16 protein-coding genes are annotated in these 17,904 nt (G+C 71.6%); 12 read left to right on the top strand and 4 right to left on the bottom strand.

The window, feature by feature from the left end; genetic code table 11:
• Positions 1–3: 3 nt before the first annotated feature.
• The 6 genes from JTJ31_RS12240 (at position 4) to mscL (ending at position 4,879) form a co-directional block, all read left to right on the top strand.
• Positions 4–717 (top strand): hypothetical protein, encoded by a 714-nt coding sequence (locus tag JTJ31_RS12240; protein WP_207538955.1) that lies wholly within the window; start codon positions 4–6, stop codon positions 715–717.
• Positions 714–1,853, top strand: a complete 1,140-nt coding sequence (locus JTJ31_RS12235; protein WP_207538954.1) for a hypothetical protein — start codon at positions 714–716, stop codon at positions 1,851–1,853. The genes JTJ31_RS12240 and JTJ31_RS12235 overlap by 4 nt, the downstream gene beginning before the upstream one ends.
• 32 nt (positions 1,854–1,885) lie before the next feature.
• Positions 1,886–2,638, top strand: a complete 753-nt coding sequence (locus JTJ31_RS12230; protein ID WP_207538953.1) for an ABC transporter ATP-binding protein — start codon at positions 1,886–1,888, stop codon at positions 2,636–2,638.
• Entirely contained in the window at positions 2,635–3,441 is an 807-nt protein-coding gene (locus JTJ31_RS12225; RefSeq protein WP_207538952.1) for an ABC transporter permease, read from the top strand. Before JTJ31_RS12230 ends, JTJ31_RS12225 begins: the two co-directional genes overlap by 4 nt.
• 117 nt (positions 3,442–3,558) lie before the next feature.
• Positions 3,559–4,296, top strand: a complete 738-nt coding sequence (gene aqpZ, locus JTJ31_RS12220) for an aquaporin Z (protein WP_207538951.1) — start codon at positions 3,559–3,561, stop codon at positions 4,294–4,296.
• A 127-nt stretch (positions 4,297–4,423) separates the two neighbouring features.
• The gene (gene mscL, locus JTJ31_RS12215) at positions 4,424–4,879 is read left to right on the top strand and encodes a large conductance mechanosensitive channel protein MscL (RefSeq protein WP_207538950.1); all 456 of its coding nucleotides are present in this window, start codon (positions 4,424–4,426) and stop codon (positions 4,877–4,879) included.
• Here the strand turns inward: mscL and JTJ31_RS12210 are convergent.
• Together JTJ31_RS12210 and JTJ31_RS12205 are read right to left on the bottom strand one after the other, a co-directional pair.
• The gene (locus JTJ31_RS12210) at positions 4,876–5,469 is read right to left on the bottom strand and encodes a Maf family protein (protein ID WP_207538949.1); all 594 of its coding nucleotides are present in this window, start codon (positions 5,467–5,469) and stop codon (positions 4,876–4,878) included. The genes mscL and JTJ31_RS12210 overlap by 4 nt on opposite strands.
• Complete coding sequence (locus JTJ31_RS12205) at positions 5,466–6,410, bottom strand: pyruvate, water dikinase regulatory protein (RefSeq protein WP_207538948.1); 945 nt, start codon at positions 6,408–6,410, stop codon at positions 5,466–5,468. The genes JTJ31_RS12210 and JTJ31_RS12205 overlap by 4 nt, the downstream gene beginning before the upstream one ends.
• 308 nt (positions 6,411–6,718) lie before the next feature.
• Here JTJ31_RS12205 and hemE point away from each other — a divergent pair, with 308 nt between their 5' ends.
• Genes hemE through JTJ31_RS12185 form a run of 4 tightly spaced genes read left to right on the top strand, consistent with a single transcriptional unit; the run spans position 6,719 to position 12,610 of the window.
• Positions 6,719–7,756, top strand: a complete 1,038-nt coding sequence (gene hemE / locus JTJ31_RS12200; protein ID WP_207538947.1) for a uroporphyrinogen decarboxylase — start codon at positions 6,719–6,721, stop codon at positions 7,754–7,756.
• 30 nt (positions 7,757–7,786) lie between these two features.
• Positions 7,787–8,881 (top strand): ferrochelatase, encoded by a 1,095-nt coding sequence (gene hemH, locus JTJ31_RS12195; protein WP_207538946.1) that lies wholly within the window; start codon positions 7,787–7,789, stop codon positions 8,879–8,881.
• Positions 8,878–9,510, top strand: a complete 633-nt coding sequence (locus JTJ31_RS12190) for an HAD family hydrolase (RefSeq protein ID WP_207538945.1) — start codon at positions 8,878–8,880, stop codon at positions 9,508–9,510. The genes hemH and JTJ31_RS12190 overlap by 4 nt, the downstream gene beginning before the upstream one ends.
• Positions 9,511–9,568: 58 nt before the next feature.
• Entirely contained in the window at positions 9,569–12,610 is a 3,042-nt protein-coding gene (locus tag JTJ31_RS12185) for a S8 family serine peptidase (RefSeq protein WP_207538944.1), read from the top strand.
• Positions 12,611–12,646: 36 nt separating this feature from the next.
• Here the strand turns inward: JTJ31_RS12185 and JTJ31_RS12180 are convergent, their stop codons facing one another.
• Positions 12,647–15,118, bottom strand: coding sequence for a TIGR02302 family protein (locus tag JTJ31_RS12180; RefSeq protein ID WP_207538943.1), 2,472 nt, complete (start codon positions 15,116–15,118; stop codon positions 12,647–12,649).
• Between the two features lie 171 nt (positions 15,119–15,289).
• Positions 15,290–16,648, bottom strand: a complete 1,359-nt coding sequence (gene lysA, locus JTJ31_RS12175; RefSeq protein WP_207538942.1) for a diaminopimelate decarboxylase — start codon at positions 16,646–16,648, stop codon at positions 15,290–15,292.
• An 85-nt stretch (positions 16,649–16,733) separates the two neighbouring features.
• Here lysA and JTJ31_RS12170 point away from each other — a divergent pair, with 85 nt between their 5' ends.
• Together JTJ31_RS12170 and JTJ31_RS12165 are read left to right on the top strand one after the other, a co-directional pair.
• Positions 16,734–17,174 carry a hypothetical protein gene (locus JTJ31_RS12170; protein ID WP_207538941.1) on the top strand — a complete coding sequence of 147 codons (441 nt, stop codon included), beginning with the start codon at positions 16,734–16,736 and terminating at the stop codon, positions 17,172–17,174.
• Positions 17,175–17,177: 3 nt separating this feature from the next.
• Positions 17,178–17,834 carry a glutathione S-transferase family protein gene (locus tag JTJ31_RS12165; protein ID WP_207538940.1) on the top strand — a complete coding sequence of 219 codons (657 nt, stop codon included), beginning with the start codon at positions 17,178–17,180 and terminating at the stop codon, positions 17,832–17,834.
• Positions 17,835–17,904 lie beyond the last annotated feature (70 nt).

The following is a 17,904-nucleotide window of genomic DNA, read 5'->3' as shown; positions in this document are numbered from 1 at the left end:
GCCGTGGCGGCCGAAGGCGCCCTCGCGCGCGCCCTGCTGGAGGAGGCATCCTGGTCCGGGGGCGGCGTCCTCCTGCCCCTGCCCGGCGGGGGCTGGGCACTGGTGGGGGCCACCGATGCGCCCGCCCGACGCGCCGCCGACGCCATCGCCGCGCTCGGGGGACCGCCGCCCCGCCTACTCGTGCTGCCGCAGCAAGGCGACGCCGTGCTCACCCCGTCGCCACCCGCGCCTGACCGGCCCGCCTCCCCGCGCCTCCTCCTGGATGCGGAGGGCGTCCCGCGCGGCCAGCTTCTTTCCCCTGGCCCCGGCGAGAGGGAGGAGGCCTGTCGTGCCCTGCTGCGCGGACTGACCCATGACCCGCCACCGCTGCGGCCCGGGCTGCGCCTGTTCCTCGAATGCCCGGAGGAGGATCTGGCCGAGGCGCCCACTGGCCGGGGCGGAACCGGACCGCGCGCGCCGGTGGCGGTGCTGCCGCTGCCGGCGCTGTCCCGCCCGGCGGCGCTGCGGGCACGCCGCGCCGCCCTCGCGCGCTCCGGCTGGGACCACGGGCTGATCGGTGCTGATGCGGAAGCACTGGGCTGGATGGATGGGGGCGAGGCCTGGGCCCTGGCCCCGCCTGGCCCCACCCCGCCGCCCACGCTTCCGCCGCGCCTCGTCCTGCTCGGCCCGCGTCCCGCCTGGGCGCCGCGCGACGCCCTGCACGAAGCGGCGCCATGACCGCGAGGACGGGCACCGCGGAGGCATGGCGCGACGCCCTCGCCCTCGCGACGCTGATGCGCGACTGCGCCGCCTCGGGGGTGGAGCGCCGGGCGCTGCATCTGCGCCTTTCCGCCCTGCCGCGCGACTGGCGGGAGGACCGGCACCGCCACCTCCTGCGCGAGGCGATGGCCCCCGTGCTGCGCCCCACCCGCGCCCGGCTCTTCACCCTGCCGGGCGGCGACCTCGTTGCCCTGTCGCCGCCCCCTGGCGAGCACTTGGCCGAGGCGCGCGAGGCACTGGCCCGCCTCCTGCCCGAGGCGCTGCTCGACACCCACGCGGCCCTGCTGCGGCTTCCCGCCGAGGCCGCCACGCTTCTGACGGCGGTGGAAGCGGCGCTGGGCCTCGACGCCAAGCCGGCCCCGCCTGAGGAACCGCGCACCCTTCCGTCCCCTGCCCAGCCGGAGCTGGAGGCGGCGCTGCGCGGCCTCCGCCACGCCGATCTCACCGCGCATCTGCGCCGCCGCCCGCAATGGCGCCTCGGCCCCGGCGAGGAGGAGCCCCGCTTGGCGGAGGAGGCGCTGGAGCTGGACACGGAAGGGCTGTGGCGCCTCCTGCTCCCCGGCACCGCGCCCACGCCCGTGCAGCGCCGCCGTTTCCGCTGCCAGGCGGAACGCCGGGCCCTGGCCGGGCTGGCGCGGCCGGAGGAGGCACGGCAGTTCGGCCCGATCACCCTGTCCCTTTCCCTCGCGGCGCTGGAGGAGGCGGAGTTCCTGCGCCTCGAAGCCCTGCTCGGTCCGCTCGGGCGCCGCGATCTCGCCGTTGCCGTGCCGGTGGAGGATGCGCTGGAGGAACCGGGGCCCCTCGCCCGGCTGCGCCGCTTCGCGGGGGTGCGGGGCTGGACGCTGGGTTTGGATGCCGTCACGCCGGGGCAATGCCTGGCCCTGCCCCTCGCGAAACAAGACTTCCCCTTGCTGCGCCTCCGCTTCGAACCCTCGCTGCTCTCCCTCGGGGCGGCGGAGCGTGCGGCGCTGGACGCCTCGCTGCCTTCGGAGCGTGAGGGCATCGTGCTGCTGGACGCGGATCGTCCGGCCGCGATCGCCTGGGGCTGGCGGCGCGGCATCACGCGTTTCAGCGGCGCCCTCTTCCGGGGGTGACACTTCCGGGGTCCGGGCGCATTTCCCACCCCATGACCCCCGCCCTGACCGTCGAGGCGCTGAGCAAGAGCTACGCGCCGGGACGCCCCCCTGCTGTCGATTCCCTGTCCTTCAGCATCGGGCGCGGGCGCACCCTGGGGCTGCTTGGGGGCAATGGCGCCGGCAAGACCACCACCATCGCCATGCTGCTCGGCCTCTTGGTGCCCAGCGCCGGGCGCATCGTGGCGCTGGGCCACGACATGGCCGCCGACCGCTTCGCGGCGCTGGCACGGATGAATTTCTCCTCTCCCTACATCGCCCTGCCGCACCGGCTGAGCGTGGAGGAGAATTTGCGCGTCTATGGCCATCTCTATGGCGTGCCGCGCCTCGCCGCGCGGATCGCGGAACTGGCGCGCGACCTCGACCTCGCCGAGTTGCTCGACCGGCCGGCAGGGCAGCTTTCCGCCGGGCAGAAGACGCGCGTGGCGCTGGCCAAGGCGCTGATCAACCGCCCGGACCTCCTCCTGCTGGACGAGCCGACGGCGAGCCTCGACCCGGACACGGGGGATTGGGTGCGCTCGCGGCTGGAGGCGTATCGGGCGGAAACCGGCTGCGCCATCCTGCTCGCCTCGCACAACATGGGTGAGGTGGAGCGGCTCTGCGACGAGGTGCTGATGCTCAAGCAGGGCAAGGCGGTGGATCGCGGCACGCCGGCGGAATTGCTGGCGCGCTACGGTCGCGACGATCTGGAACAGGTCTTCCTCGACATCGCCCGCGGCACGCGCGTGGAGGAGACGGTGGCATGAACGGCGCTTCCTCCACTCGCCGCGTCTGGGGCCTGGTTTATCGTCACCTCGCCCTCTACCGCCGCTCGCCGCCGCGGCTGATCGAGCTGATGTACTGGCCGGTGCTGCAGATGGTGGTGTGGGGCTTCATCACCGCTTACCTCGCCGGCGTGCAGAACAACGTCACCTCGGCCGCGGCCGGAGTGCTGCTCGGCGGCGTGCTGCTGTGGGAAGCGGCGCTGCGCTCGCAGATGGGATTCAGCATCTCCTTCCTGGAAGAGATCTGGTCGCGCAACCTCGGCCACATCTTCGTCTCGCCGCTGCGCCCTTGGGAGCTGGTGGCAGGGCTGATGACCATGTCGGTGCTGCGGACGCTGATCGCGGTGATCCCCGCCATGGCGTTGGCCTGGTTCCTGTACGGCTTCAACATCCTGCGGCTGGGGCCAATGCTGGTGCTGTTCTTCACCGCGCTGGTGGTGATGGGCTGGGCGGTGGCCATGGGCGTCACCGCGCTGATCCTGCGCTTCGGCGCGGGGGCGGAGGCGCTGGCCTGGAGCATCCTCTTCGGCCTCACCCCGTTCGCCGCCGTGTTCTATCCGGTCGCCATCCTGCCCGACTGGCTGGAGCCGGTGGCCTATGCCCTGCCCGCCGCCCATGTCTTCGAGGGAATGCGCGCTGCGTTGCTGGAGGACCGCGCCGAGTGGGGCCACCTCGCCGCCGCCTATGGGCTGAACGTGGTCTGGCTGGCGTTGATGGCGCTGCTGTTCCGCGCGCAATTCCAGGCGGCGCGGGTGAAGGGGGCGCTGCTGAACATCGGGGAATAGCGCGGCGCCGGGGAAGAAAACGCGCACGAAATATACACAGAATTATATTTCGCGTGCCTGCTCTCGCATGATTGCCTCCGTTTCGCGCCGAGAAGGGCGCGACAGGAGATCATCGCGATGTCCCCACAGAAGCTGACGGCGGAGTTCATCGGTACCGCATGGCTGGTGCTGGGTGGATGCGGCTCCGCCGTGCTGGCGGCCGCCTTTCCCGAGGTCGGGATCGGATTGCTGGGCGTGTCCTTCGCCTTCGGCCTCACCGTGCTCACCATGGCCTTCGCCATCGGCCACGTCTCCGGCTGCCACCTCAACCCCGCCGTGACGCTCGGCCTGGTGAGCGCCGGCCGCTTTCCCGCTTCCGAAGCGCTGCCCTACATCGTGGCGCAGGTTCTGGGTGCGATCTTCGGGGCGGCGGTGCTCTATGGCATCGCCAGCGGCAAGCCGGGCTTCGAGCTGGGCAATTTCGCAGCCAATGGCTATGGCGCGAACTCGCCGGGCGGCTACGCCATGTCCTCCGCCTTCCTGGCCGAGGCGGTGCTGACCGCCCTGTTCCTGGTCGTCATCCTCGGCGCCACCTCGCGCCGCGCGCCGGCCTCGCTGGCGCCAGTCGCGATCGGGCTGTGCCTCACGCTGATCCACCTAATCAGCATCCCCGTCACCAACACCTCGGTGAACCCCGCGCGCTCCACCTCCCAGGCGGTGTTCGTGGGCGGCTGGGCGCTGGGTCAGCTCTGGCTGTTCTGGGTGGCGCCCATCATGGGCGCGGTGATGGGCGGCATCCTGCATCGCTGGCTCGACCGCGACGCGCCGGAAGCGGCGGACAGCGCACGGGTCGCGGTGGAGCAGCCTTCGAGCTGAACCACCCCCGCACCCGGGGCGACGCTTCGCCCCCATTGCTGCTCCTGGACGGTGGCCTCCAGGATTTCCATGGCCCGCGGCCGCCTGATGCTAGGGTCGACCGGTCGAATGGAGGCTTCCCCGCGAGATGGCACTCGATCTTCCCATCCGCGAACCCGTCTGGCTGCAGGAATTCAAGGCCTTCCTCATGCGCGGCAGCGTGGTCGACCTTGCGGTCGACATCGTCATCGGCGCGGCCTTCACGACCATCGTCACCTCGCTGGTGGAAGATCTCATCAACCCTATCATCGGCCCGCTGATCGGCGGGGTGGATTTCTCCAACATCTTCGTGGTGTTGAGCGGCGAGCGCCGCGCCTCGCTCGAGGCGACGCGCGAGGGCGGGGCGGCAGTGCTGGCGATCGGCCGCTTCATCAACACGATCATCAAGTTCGTGATCGTGGCCTTTGCGATCTTCTGGGTGGTGCGGATCCTCGCCCATCTCCGGCTGAAGGAGCTGGGCAAGGCGCCGCCCGCCTCGACGCCGACGGAGAAGCTGTTGACAGAGATCCGCGACGAGCTGCGCGCCGCGAGACCGCCTGCCTAGCCCTCGATCACCCCGCTGTCGCGCAGGTAGCGCAGGAGGGGCAGCAGCGGCATGCCCAGAATGGCCCAGTGGTCGCCCTGCACGTCGCGCATCAGTCCGATCCCCGGGCCTTCGATGCGGTAGGCGCCGACGGAGTGCGTGACGTGCTCCGCCTCGCGCGCCAGATAGGCATCGAGAAAGGCCTCGGAGAAGTCGCGCATGACGAGGCGCGGCGTGGCGACGTGGTGCCAGGCGCGCTCGCCGTCGCGCCACACCACCACGGCGGTCACCAATTCGTGCCGGTGTCCGCGCAGCCGCAGCAATTGCCGCCGTGCCGCCTGGAGATCCTCGGGCTTGGAGAACCATTCGCTGCCGCAGACGAGGAGCTGGTCGGCGCCGATCACCACTGCCTCGGGATGCTTGCGGGCGATGCGAGCCGCCTTGGCGTCGGCCAGCATCGCCGCGGCATCGGCAGGGGGAATCTTCTCGGCGCGCGCGCCTTCCTTGATCGCCTCCTCGTCCACCGCGGCGGGCATCGCCTCGAAGCGAAGCCCCGCCGATTCCAGCATGTGCCGCCGCGCGGCGCTCTGCGACGCGAGGATCAGCCTCATCCGCCGCGGCGGCCCAAGGTGGAATGGGTGACGACGCGCGGCTCCAACGGCTTGTTCCCCACCCCGATGATGGCGGCGGCAGGATCCTCGGGATTTGCCGCAGGGCCGCCTTGGCGCCGCGTGTGCCAGAGCTCCACCTGCTGCATGATCAGCGCCGCCGTTTCCTCGATGGAGCGGCGGGTGACGTCGATCACCGGCCAGCCGCGCGAGGAGCAGAGGCGGCGCGCCGCCAGGATCTCCGCCTTCACCGCGTCCGGGTCTACGTATTCGTTCTCGCCCTGGCGCACGCCCCCGGCGCCGATGATCTTCAGCCGGTTGCGGCGGATGTCGATCAGCGATCCCGCATCGATGGTCAGGCCGATCACCGGGCAGGGCGGGTTTTCCAGCTCCGGCGGCAGGGGCGCGCCGGGCACGAGCGGGATGTTGGCCGCCTTGATGCCCCGGTTCGCCAGATAGAAGCAGGTGGGCGTCTTGGAGGAGCGCGACACCCCCACCAGCACGAGGTCGGCGTGGCGGATCCCGGCCGTGCCCTGGCCGTCATCGTGGCTCAGCACGTAGTGCATGGCGTCGATGCGGCGGAAATAATCGGCGTCCATCACGTGCTGTGCCGCGCGCCGCTCCTTGGCCCGCGCACCGATCTCGGCCTGCAGGATCTCCGTCATCTCGTCGAGGGGCGAGAGGGCGGGCACGCCCAGGCGGTGGCACGCCTCCTCCAGCGAGTGGCGCAAGGAGGAATCCACCAGGGTGAAGACCACCGGACCCGGCTCATGCTCGATCCCCTCGATCACGCGGTCGAGGTTGAGGCGCGAGCGCACGAGGAACCAGCGATGCTGGATCACCCCCGGCGAGTCGAACCGTGCCAGCACGGCGCGGGCCATGGAGTTTAGCGTCTCGCCCGTGCTGTCGCTGACGAGGTGGAGGTTGGTGTTTCGGCCGGGCATGGGGGGCCTGTGGACGGGCTGGGGAAAGGAGTGGGGATTGTGGGGATTCTTTCGCCCTTCCGCCAGGGCGCAGGGAGAGTCGGGGACAACCGGCACAAATCTTCCACCGGGGGAGAGATTCCGGGCCAGGGTTGTGGATCGCGCTTCCATCGCGGCGAAACCGGCCACAGTCCTCGGCTTCTTCCCCTCCGGCTTCTGGGGATGGCGCTGTGGACAAGCCGGGGACAGGTTGCATCCCCGTTATCCACACCCTCCAACAACCACCTTCACCCTTCTTATTTTTCCTTTTTGAAAGGATAAGCCTGGGCATGTCGGATAAGTCGCTGCTCCGTGTCCTGGCCGGCGAGGCCGTGTCGCCCCCTCCGGTCTGGCTGATGCGCCAGGCAGGGCGGCACCTTCCCGAGTATCGGGAGGTGCGTGCGCGCGCCGGCTCCTTCATGGCGCTGTGTATGGATCCCGAGGCGGCTTCCGAGGTCACGGTGCAGCCGGTGCGGCGCTACGGCATGGATGCCGCCATCCTGTTCTCCGACATCCTGGTCGTGCCCTGGGCCATGGGGCAGGAGCTTCGCTTCGTGGAGGGCGAGGGGCCACGCCTGCCGCCCATCACCGACCGGGCCGGCCTCGATGCGCTGGATGTGGCGGGGGCCGCGGCGAAGGCGGCGCCGGTCATGGAGACGGTGCGCCGCACCCGCGCCATCCTTGGCCGCGACCACCCGGGCGTCACGCTGATCGGCTTCGCCGGCGCCCCCTGGACGGTGGGCTGCTACATGATCGAGGGGCGCGGCGGGCGCGAGTTCCACGCCGCGCGCCGCATGATGCACGCCGAGCCGGAGCTTTTCGCAGCCATTCTCGGCAAGCTGGAGGAGGCGACGATCGCCTATCTGCTGGCCCAGGCCGAGGCAGGGGCGGAGGCGCTGATGCTGTTCGATTCCTGGGCCGGGCAATTGCCGCCCTCCGCCTTCCGGCGCTGGGTGATCGAGCCGGCGCGGCGGATCCGCGATGCCGTGGCCGCCGCCCATCCTGGATTGCCGATGATCGGCTTCCCCCGCCTCGCCGGGCCGCTCCTCGCGGAATATGCACGCGAGGCCGGGATGCAGGCCGTGGCGATGGACACCAGCATGGACCCGGGCTGGGCCGCGGCGAACGTGCCGGAGGGCATCGCCCTGCAAGGCAATCTCGACCCCGAGGCCCTGGTCGCCGGCGGCACGGCGCTGGAGGTGGAGGCGCGGCTCATCCTCCAGGCGCTGCGCGGGCGGCCACACATCTTCAACCTGGGCCATGGGGTGGAGCAGCCCACCCCTATTTCGCATGTCGAACGCCTGCTCGAGATCATCCGCGCGGCTTGATTTGCGGCCGGGCGGGGGTATCTCCCCGCCATGCCTCCCTCCAAGCCACGCCGCGTTGCCCTGATCCTGTTCAACCTCGGCGGCCCGGACCGGGCCGAGAGCGTGCGGCCCTTCCTCGTGAACCTCTTCACCGACCCGGCCATCCTGCGCGTGCCGGGCTTCGTGCGGCCCTGGCTCGGCCGGCTGATCGCCTGGCGCCGCACCGCGCCTGCGCTGGAGAACTACATGGTGCTCGGCGGCAAGTCGCCGCTTCTGGAACTCACGGTGGAGCAGGCGCGAAACCTCGACGCCGCGCTGAATGCGGGTGGCGGCGAGGTCGAGTACCGTTCCTTCATCGCCATGCGCTACTGGCACCCGATGAGCGAGGAGGCGGCGCGCGCCGCCAAGGACTGGGCGCCGGACGAGGCGGTGCTGGTGCCGCTCTACCCGCAATATTCCACCACCACGACGGGCAGCAGCGTCGCGGCCTGGGAGGAGGCGTGCCGGAAGGTCGGGCTCGACGTGCCCACCACCACGCTGTGCTGCTTCCATTCGGATGAGGGTTATGCCGCCGCCGCCGCGCGCCTGCTGCACACCGCGCTGGAGGAGGCGCGGGCGAAGCTTCCGGCGGGCACGAAGCTGCGCGTGCTCTTCTCCGCCCATGGATTGCCCGAGAGCATCGTGAAGGCGGGCGACCCGTATCAGTGGCAGGTGGAGCAGACCGTCGCTGCCGTGCTGCGGGCGCTGGACGAACCCGGCCTCGACCACGTCACCTGCTACCAGTCGCGCGTCACGCCGCAGAAATGGATCGGCCCTTCCACCGAGGACGAGATCGAGCGTGCGGCGCATGAGAAGGTCGCCGTGCTGATCTGCCCCATCGCCTTCGTCTCCGAGCATTCGGAAACGCTGGTGGAGCTGGACGTGGAATATCGCGAAGTGGCGGAGAAGCTCGGCATTCCCGGCTATTTCCGCGTGCCGGCGCAGAACAGCGACGCCGGTTTCATCGCTGCCCTCGCGGCGCTGGTGGAGCGTGCGCGCAATTCCGGCCGCACGCTCTGCTCCTTCGCCGGCGCGCGGCAATGCCCGCGCGAGCATCGCGACTGCCCGCATGCGCGCGCCCGCGCGAGCGAGAGAAGCGCGGCTTGATCCGCGCCGTCCTGTTCGACTGCGATGGGGTGCTGGCCGATAGCGAGCGCCTGATCAACGAGATCGTCGCGCGCGAACTGACCTCGCGCGGCTGGGCGATGACGGCGGAGGAGGCGGAGCACGAATTCCTCGGCATCGCCCTGCCGGACATGATCCCGCGCATCGAGCGCTGCACCGGTCCCCTTCCCCAGGGCTGGACGCAATCCCTGTCGCGCGAGATCCAGGCGGAGATCGCGCGCTCCCTCGGCCCCATCCCCGGCGCGGCGGACAGCCTGGCGCTGCTGGCAGCACGCGGCATGACGATGGCCGTGTGCTCCAACTCCTCGCGCATCGAACTGCGGCTGAAGCTGGAGACGCTGGGCTTCCTCCGCTTCTTCGAGGGCCGCGTCCTGTCCTTCCAGGATGTCGGCCATCCCAAGCCCGCACCCGACCTATACCTCCGCGCCGCCGCGCTGTGCGGGGAGGCGCCGGAGCACTGCCTCGTCGTCGAGGACAGCGACGCGGGCGAGGCGGCGGGGCGTGCGGCGGGCTGCCCGGTGCTGCGGGTGCGCGGGCATCTCGACCCGGAAACCCTGGCCCGACGGATCGGCGAGGCCGCAAAGGACACGGCGACAAGCTCCCTCCGGTAATTCCCTTATCTGGAACCTTGGGACAGGCGCTGCGACAAGGCGGTCGGAGGAAAAATCCGTGCCTTTCACCGCGACGCCCAACGACCCGATCTTTCCGCTTGCCTGGCACTTGCGGAACACCGGCCAGGCCGGTGGCACGCCCGGCGTGGATCTTCGCCTGCTCGATGCCTGGGGACATTGGAGTGGCCGCAACGTCCTCGTCGCGGTGATGGATGAGGGGGTGGAGGCGACCCATCCCGACCTCCTCGCCCAGATGTGGACCCGCCCAGCGGGCGCCTCGGTGCCGGCGGACCCGAACCTCGCCACCGGCTTGCCGGTCGCGACCGGCATCGGCTCGGGCTACGACAACCACGCCACCCCGGTGGCCGGCATCATCGCTGCCAGCGGCAACAACGGGGTCGGCGCGATCGGCATCGCCCCCGACGCGAAGATCGTCTCCTACCGCGTGCTTGGCGCGGATGCGGCGGATCCGGACAATGCCTTCGCACAGGGCCTCCTCGACGGAGCGGCGATCTTCAACGCCTCCTACGGCGGCTCCTTCGGGCTCAAGCCCGAGGCGGAAACCCTGGCCGCGCTGGAGCAGGTGGCACGCGAAGGGCGCGGCGGCCTCGGCGCCATCGTGGTGAAGAGCAACGGCAACGAGCGGTTGGAGCCCGGCGCCCCCTCCCCGCATGATGGCGGGGCGGAGACGATGAACGCCAGCCGCTTCACCATCGCCGTGGCGGCGGTGGACAATCGCGGCGTCATCTCCTCCTACAGCAGCCCCGGCGGCAACCTCTTCATCTCCGGTTTCGGCGGGCCGGGCGACGATCTGCTGCTCACCGGCGACAGCGTCGCCGCGCCCGACCGCGCCGGCACCACCAACGGCTACAACGGTGACGCCGCCCGCTTCGGTGGCGACTACACCGGGTTCAACGGCACCTCCGCCGCCGCGCCCACCGTCTCGGGCGTCGTCGCCCTCATGCTCGAGGCCAATCCCGAGCTCGGCTACCGCGACGTGATGGAGATCCTGGCCTACACGGCGCGGCTGACCGACACGCTGGCCGGGACGCCGGGCCATGACAGCTGGTTCCGCAGCGAATGGCTGGAGAATTCGGCGGGCAACAAGAATGGCGGTGGGCTGACTTTCTCCCATGATTACGGCTTCGGCTTGGCCGATGCCGGAGCCGCCATTCGCCTCGCCGAAACCTGGACGGCCCAGCGCACCGAGCACAACCTCGTCACCAGCCTGGCCTCGCCCAGTGCCGGACTGGGGTCGGGCTTCGCCTCCGGCGCGCCGCTCCTCGTCACCTTCAACATCCTGCAGCCCGAGAAAGCGCTTCCGGGCTTCCGGCTGAACGCGGTCGAGCTGACGCTCGACCTCGACGCCGCGCGCCCCTCCGACCTCACGGTGGAACTGATCTCGCCGGACGGCACCGGCATCCGCCTCCTCACCACCACCGGCAACACCTTCATGCCGAATGACTATGGCGATCCGGACTACGTGAACCCTTATCCCTGGCCCGGGCCCTCCCTGCTCGGCACGCCGGGCTTCTGGGGCGAGTCCGCGGTGGGCACCTGGACGCTGGTCATCTCGACCAAGGATGGCGGCGTGGGCGGCAGCCTCAAATCGGCGGGGCTGCTGCTGACCGGTGACTCCCTCTGGCAGGATGCGGCGGGCACCCAACCGTCGCCCGACCTCCGCAGCCAGGCGGTCTATACCGACGACTTCGCCCTGGCCGTCGCGGCGGAGCCGGGGCGTGTCGTGCTGGGCACCCCGGGGCAGGACGCGATCAACGCCGCGCCGATGACGGGCCGCGTCGTTCTCGACCTTTCGGCCGGCACCGGTTCACTGAATGGGATTGCCGTCACCCTCGCCCCCGAGCACGCGCTGCGCCACGCCTTCGGTGGCGCTGCGGGCGATGACCTGCGCGGCTCGGCCGCGGCGAACACGCTCGATGGCGGCTGGGGCGACGACCTGCTGATGGGCTTCGGCGGGGCCGACGCGCTGCGCGGCGGGGCAGGGCGCGACACGCTGATCGGCAATGAGGGCAATGACCAGCTGACGGGCGGCGTCGGGCGCGACTTCGCCATCTTCGGCGTGAACCGGGGCGACGCGGTGATCGACCGCTTGGCCGACGGTACGGTCCGCGTCTCCTCTGCCGAGGGGATGGACCATCTTTCCTCGGTCGAGGGGCTGGTCTTCCTGGATGGGCTGCGCGCCATGGGCATGGCCCGCCCCACGGACTTCACCGGCGACGGCTATGGCGACCTGCTGTTCCGGAACGGCGACGGCGCGATGCAGATCTGGCGCCTCCATGGCGACGGTTTGCAGGGGGCGGCCGGGTTCTCGCCGAACGGCGCGTCGATCGCGGCCACCGACACGCTGGTGACGACCGGTGACTGGTCGGGCGATGGCCGTGCCGACATCCTGTGGCGCGGCGTGGACGGGGCCCTGCGCTTCACCGTCAGCCTCGCGGATTCCTGGACCACGGTGGATCTGGGGGTCGTGGAAGGCTGGGCGGTGCGCGCTCTGGCCGATCTGGACGGCGATGGCCGGGCCGACCTGGTGTGGCAGCACGAGACGGGGTTCCTGGCCGGCTGGACGGCGACGGAAATCGGCTTCCTGACGCTGGAGGGCGGGGTTCCCGCGGGGCTGGGCACGGGGTGGGAATGGCTGGCCGCCGCAGACGCCACCGGCGATGGCCGGGCCGACCAGATCTTCTGCGCACCGGCGGGCGAGGTCTTCCTCTGGGCCTGCGAGGGGCTCGCCATCACTGACACGCTCTTCCTCGGGACGCGCGGCGCCGACTGGGACCTCGCCGGTTCGGGCGACCTGGACGGGAATGGCCGCGCCGACCTGCTGTGGTGGGACCCGGCCCAGCAAGGGTTGCGCCTCTGGCTCCTGGACGAGACCGGGCGGCAGGCCGAGGCGACGCTGGGCGGGCCGGGCGATGGCTGGAGCTTCGCCGCCCTGGCCGATTACAGCGGCGACGACCGCGCCGACATCCTTTGGCGCTCCGGCGAAGGCGATTATCGCCTGTGGGAGATGGACGGCACGACGCGGCTCTGGTCGGGCAACCTGCCCACGCAGACCGATGCATGGAGCCTGCTGGCGTAATTCCCGCCCGAGGGCACGGACCGGACTGATGCGCCGCTAGAAGCGGCGCAGCAGCCGGTCGATGTAGTCCAGCTCCTCCACCGGGCGGGCGCGTTCGGCGCCGCGGCGGCGGAGCTCGTCCTGCAGGCGGCGGGTGCGCAGCAGCTCCGCCTCATCCGGCACGCGGGTGTCGGAGCCGTTATCCGCCTGCCCCGTCGCCTCGCGGCCGCGGCGGCCCAGCGGGTCGCGCCCCTCGCCTAGCTCCTGCTCGCCATCCTCGTTGCCGCCCTCGGCGTCGCCGGCCATGTCCTCGCCGCTCTCGCCTTCACCCTGGCCCTGGCCACCGAACTGGCGCTGCATCTGCTGCGCCATCTGCCGCCCGCTTTCCTGCAGCCGCCGGATCGCCTCCTGCTGCGAGGGGCGGGCGTCGCGGCCCTGGCTCAGCGCCTCCTGCGCGTCGCGCATGGCCTGGCCGGCGCGGCCGAGCCCTTCCGGCACCTCGCCGGTCAGGTCGCCATGCTGCTGCATCAGCTCGCCCAGGGCGCGGCGCAGGGCGCGCTGCTGCCGCGCCTCCTCGCGCCGCTGCCGCTCCGTCTCCGCATCCGGGGGCGGCGAGGACTGGTTGCGGCGCGTCTGCGGCCGGCGGCGATCCTCCTCGTCAGCGCGGCGCTGGCCCTGGTCCAGCATCTCGGTCTGGCGGCGCAGCAGGTCCTGTACGGCGCCCATCTGCTGCTGGCCGCGCTGGCGCTGGCCCTGGCGCTGCGGGCTTTCGCCCCGCGCGACGCGCCCCTCCTGCAAGGCGCGCAGCATCTCCTCCAGCTCCGCCAGCTCGCGCCGCGCATCCTCCGTGCGGCCCTCGCGCGCCGCCTGCTCCATGCGGCGGGTGCGGCGCTCCATGTCCCGCCCATCCATCATGCGCTGCTGCGGGTCATAGGGCAGCGCCTCGGCATTCTCGCGCTGGAGCCTCTCGGCCAGCGCCTCCAGGTGGCGGCGGATCGCCTCGCGCAGCTCCTCGATGCGCTGGCGCAACTCCTCGCGTGCCTGCTGGTCGCCCGGCTGGCGCTCGCTCTGCTCCAGCGCCTCGCGCAGCGCCTCCTGCGCCTCGGCCATGGCACGGGCGGTGCGGCCGTCGCGCCCTTCCTCCAGCGCCAGCGCGGTTTCCCAGAGGAGTTCCTGCACCTCGCCCACCGCCGCCTCGCGCCGGTCGCGCTGCAGCTGCGTTCGGGCGGTGCGGAGCGAAAGCTGCGTCGCGGCGTCGTGCTCGAAGGCCTCCGGCTCGGCCACGATGCGGTCCAGGGCGCGCATCGCCGCCACCCGCTCCTCTGGCGCGACGGAAAGCGCCTTGCGCACGGCGATGATCGCGCGCGCAACCGGGTGGTTGAAGGACCGCTCCGGCAGGACGAGCGACGCCTCCTCCGACTGGCCCTCCTGCCCCGCCCCGTCCCGCGCGACGAGGCGCAGCGTGACCGGCAGCCCGGCCCAGGGATGCGCCGACAGCTCGGTCGGCATCTGGCCACGGGCCTGGCGCGGCGCGGCGGTGGGCAGGGCGACATCCAGCACGACGGGCGCCGCCGTCGGGCGCGCGACGAGGCGGATTTCCGCCCGCAGCGCCAGCACACCCCAATCATCCTCCACCTGCCAGGGCAGGCGGATGCCGAGACCGCGCGGGGCGCGCGACGGCGCCTCCGGGAAGCGCACCACGGGCGGCGCGTCCTGCTGCACCGCCAGCGACCAAGTCGCGACCTCGCGCCCGCCATCGCGCAGCGTGATGCGCGTGCCCTGCTCCATCACCGCCTCCCCGCCATGGGAGGTGCCGCCGAGCGGCTGCAGCACGATGCCCTCGGCGGAGGGCGAGGCGGCGTTGGACACGGCAAGCTGCAGCCGCGACCCGGCGGGCACGGTGGCCGAGCCGCCCCCTGCGGGCAGGAAGACCGGAGGCGCGCCGGTATAGGCGGGCGGCGTCACCCAGGCCTCGACCCGCAGCGCCGGCGCGGCGGCGACCGACCCGGCAAGGCGCGGCTGCATTCCGCGCAGCAGCAGCGCCGGCGCGTCGGTGCCGGCCACGACCAGGGCTGCCAGCACGGAGAGCCCGAGCCCGGCGCGCAGGGCCCGCCGGTCCCGCGCCGCGAGGCCGGGGCGCGGCCAGCCCACGCGCAGCCGCCCGATCCTGGCCCGCATCCGCTCCTGATGCGCGGCCCAGAGCCCGGCATCGCCGCCGGCCACCTGGTCCTCCAGCGCGGCCAGCGGGCGGTGGCGCAGCCCGGAAGCCGATTCCAGCCGCCGGTCCGCCTGGGCGGCATCGGGCCGTCGCAGCCCGCGCCAGCCTTGGCGCAGCGCCAGGATCAGCGCCGTCGCGAAACAGAGCAGGACCAGCAGATGTGCCCAGCCCGGCAGCAGCGCGGGCAGGCCGCTCCACGCGAACACCAGGAACAGCCCCAGCACCGCCAGCACCGGCCAGGCCGCCAGCCACGCCCCCTCCCACCACAAGGCGAGGCGGGCGAGGCGGCGCTTCAGGGCGAGGTCACGCATGGGGAGGGCTCCATGTGCGGGGCGCAGGCGACCACCCATCAAGATCCGGCCGCAACGCGGCCGGCGCCGCTAAACCAACAACCCAGCCAGCACAACCGTGGCGCGGCGAAGCCAAGGCGCCGGAGGCGCCGCCCGGCGCCTCAGGGCAAAAATAAACCTGCTGGCCGGCCGTCAAACCGCCCCGCCAGGATCAGCGATCCAGTCAGGCACGCGCTGCCCGGCCAGCAATTCCTCGTATCCCTGGCGTTCGCGCACCACGGACCAGTCGGACCCGTTCACCATCACCTCCGCGGCCAGAGGCCGGGCGTTGTAGGTGCTGCTCATGCTCGCACCGTAGGCGCCTGCATCGAGGAACGCCACGAGAGAAGCGGGCGGCAGGGCCGGAAGGTTGCGCCCCTTGGCGAAGGTGTCGCTGCTCTCGCAGACCGGGCCCACCACGTCGGCCGGGGATTGCGGCGCGTGGAAGGCGGCGGGCGAGACGGGCAGGATGCCGTGCCACGCCTCGTACATGGCGGGGCGCAGCAGGTCGTTCATCGCTGCGTCCAGGATCACGAAGCGCCGGCCCACGGATTGCTTCTCGATCACCACGCGCGACAGGAGCACCCCGGCCGGGCCAGCAATCCAGCGACCCGGCTCCAGCATGATCCTCACCCCGGCATCGCCCAGCCCGGCCTTGATGGCGCCCGCCAGCGCGGCGGGGCTGGCCGGGATCTCGTCGCGATAGGGGATGCCGAGGCCGCCGCCGCAATCCACCCGCTCGACCGGCAGGCCCTGCGCCCGCAACTCCCGCACCAGCGTGCCGAGGCGGGCATAGGCGGCGGCGTAGGAACCAACGCCCTGCGTGATCTGCGAGCCGATATGCGTGGCCAGCCCCACCACCTCCAGCCCCGGCATCTCGCAAAGCCGCGTATAGAGCGCCGGCGCCAGGGCGATGGGCACGCCGAACTTGTTCTCCGTCAGCCCCGTGGTGATCTTGGCGTGGGTGCGCGCATCCACATCCGGGTTCACGCGCAGCGCCACCCGGGCGCGGCGGCCGAGGGATTGCGCGAGGGCGGACAGCATCTCCGCCTCCTCCGCGCTTTCCAGGTTGATCTGCAGGATGTCCTCGGCGATGGCGAGGCGCATCTCCCGTTCCGACTTGCCGACGCCGCTGAACACGATGCCCGAGGCAGGGACGCCGGCGGCGCGGGCGGCGCGCAGCTCGCCCTCGCTCACCACGTCGGCGCCCAGGCCTTCGCCGGCCAGCAGCGCGACCACGGCGAGGTTCGGGTTGCTCTTGGTCGCGAAATGCACTGTGGCGTCCAGCCCGGCATCACGCAGCGCATCGCAGAGGGTGCGGGCGCGGCGGCGCAGCGTGCCGGCGGAATAAACCCAGGTGGGGGTGCCCACCGCCTGGGCGATGCGCGCCAGAGGCACCTCCTCCATCATGAGGCCGGCAAGGGCGTCCATGGACAGCGCCGGACGCTGGGCCAGGAGGTCAACGAAGGAAGGTTCGGGCGCGTCGTCGTGACGCGGAGCGGGGGCGGCCATGGACGCAAGATATGCGTCTGGACCGCGAAAACGGGTAGGGGGTGTGGTATGATCCTCCCCCAAGGGGAAGGATGACCGCTTGACCATGCAGGATGAGACCGTGGCCGTCGATCTGGTGATCACGGATCGCGATGGAAAGCATCGGCTCCATGCCAAGGAGCAGCCGGTGCTCCGCCTTCCCGATGGCCGCTTCGCCATGGAGGTGGACGGGCACGTGCGCGAGGTGGCCCTCCTGACGTTGAACTTCGGTCCGGCGGTGCGCTGTCCGCCCTTCGCCCATCTGGACGAGAGGCTTTGGGCCGACTCACCCCCGTCGGGCGACGATCCCGTTACCCTGCACCTGCCGCCTGAGGGGCTTGCCCGGGCCAGCTGGGACGAGGTGGACAGCGAATTCGAGGAGAGCGGCGAAAGCTTCCCACTTTCCTTGGACATCCTCGAAGCCTGGGTGGACGCGGATGGCGAGGACGATGACATCTTCGCCGACGTGCCCCCACCTCGCGTCTTCCGTTACGGTCAGGAATCCTGAAGCATGGTCACGATCCACGGCGTCCTCCGCTCCCGCGCATCGCGCAATGTCTGGCTGCTGAAGGAGCTGGGCGTGCCTTTCCGGCATGTCCCGGTCATCCAGGGCTACCGCCTGCCCGACGCCTCGGCGCCCGGTGCGCCGCTCAACACCACCTCGCCCGAGTTCCGCGCCGTGAACCCGAACGGGCGCATACCGGCCATGGAGGATGACGGACTGGTGCTGTGCGAGAGCCTCGCCATCAACCTCTACCTCGCGAAGAAGCATGGCGGCCCGCTGGCGCCGAAGGACCTGGCCGAGGATGCGCTGATGACGCAGTGGAGCCTCTGGGCCATGACCGAGGCGGAGCCGCACACGATCAACGTGCTGTACCACCGCCTCGGCTACCCGCCGGATCAGCGCGACCCCGCCGTGGCCGAGGCCGCGATTGCCGCCTTGCGCCAACCCTTCGCCGTGCTGGAAGAGGCGTTGGCGAAGGATGGATGGCTGGTGGGTGGCCGCTTCACCGTCGCCGACCTGAACCTGGCGGAGGTGATCCGTTACGCCCAGCCCGCGCCGGAGCTGTTCGAGGCCGCGCCGCGGGTGAAGGCGTGGCTGGCGGCTTGCCAGGCCCGGCCAGCCTTCCGGGAGATGATGGCGGAGCGGGAGAAGGAGCCCGCGTGAGGCGCCCCTGGTCCTCGTGGCTCCTCGTGGCATAAGGCCGGCCACCACGGTCCCGAAGCCTTCGCCCTCC

This window comes from Sabulicella rubraurantiaca (genome assembly GCF_017355885.1).
Taxonomy (GTDB): Bacteria; Pseudomonadota; Alphaproteobacteria; order Acetobacterales; family Acetobacteraceae; genus Roseococcus; species Roseococcus rubraurantiacus.
This window is presented reverse-complemented; position numbering and strand designations above follow the sequence as displayed.

Bases quoted from the DNA above. Each gene is read 5' to 3' on its own strand.
- JTJ31_RS12235 (WP_207538954.1), top strand. From the start codon at position 714: ATGACCGCGAGGACGGGCACCGCGGAGGCATGGCGCGACGCCCTCGCC.
- JTJ31_RS12230 (WP_207538953.1), top strand. From the start codon at position 1,886: ATGACCCCCGCCCTGACCGTCGAGGCGCTGAGCAAGAGCTACGCGCCG.
- JTJ31_RS12225 (WP_207538952.1), top strand. From the start codon at position 2,635: ATGAACGGCGCTTCCTCCACTCGCCGCGTCTGGGGCCTGGTTTATCGT.
- aqpZ (WP_207538951.1), top strand. From the start codon at position 3,559: ATGTCCCCACAGAAGCTGACGGCGGAGTTCATCGGTACCGCATGGCTG.
- mscL (WP_207538950.1), top strand. From the start codon at position 4,424: ATGGCACTCGATCTTCCCATCCGCGAACCCGTCTGGCTGCAGGAATTC.
- JTJ31_RS12210 (WP_207538949.1), bottom strand. From the start codon at position 5,469: ATGAGGCTGATCCTCGCGTCGCAGAGCGCCGCGCGGCGGCACATGCTG.
- JTJ31_RS12205 (WP_207538948.1), bottom strand. From the start codon at position 6,410: ATGCCCGGCCGAAACACCAACCTCCACCTCGTCAGCGACAGCACGGGC.
- hemE (WP_207538947.1), top strand. From the start codon at position 6,719: ATGTCGGATAAGTCGCTGCTCCGTGTCCTGGCCGGCGAGGCCGTGTCG.
- hemH (WP_207538946.1), top strand. From the start codon at position 7,787: ATGCCTCCCTCCAAGCCACGCCGCGTTGCCCTGATCCTGTTCAACCTC.
- JTJ31_RS12180 (WP_207538943.1), bottom strand. From the start codon at position 15,118: ATGCGTGACCTCGCCCTGAAGCGCCGCCTCGCCCGCCTCGCCTTGTGG.
- lysA (WP_207538942.1), bottom strand. From the start codon at position 16,648: ATGGCCGCCCCCGCTCCGCGTCACGACGACGCGCCCGAACCTTCCTTC.
- JTJ31_RS12170 (WP_207538941.1), top strand. From the start codon at position 16,734: ATGCAGGATGAGACCGTGGCCGTCGATCTGGTGATCACGGATCGCGAT.
- JTJ31_RS12165 (WP_207538940.1), top strand. From the start codon at position 17,178: ATGGTCACGATCCACGGCGTCCTCCGCTCCCGCGCATCGCGCAATGTC.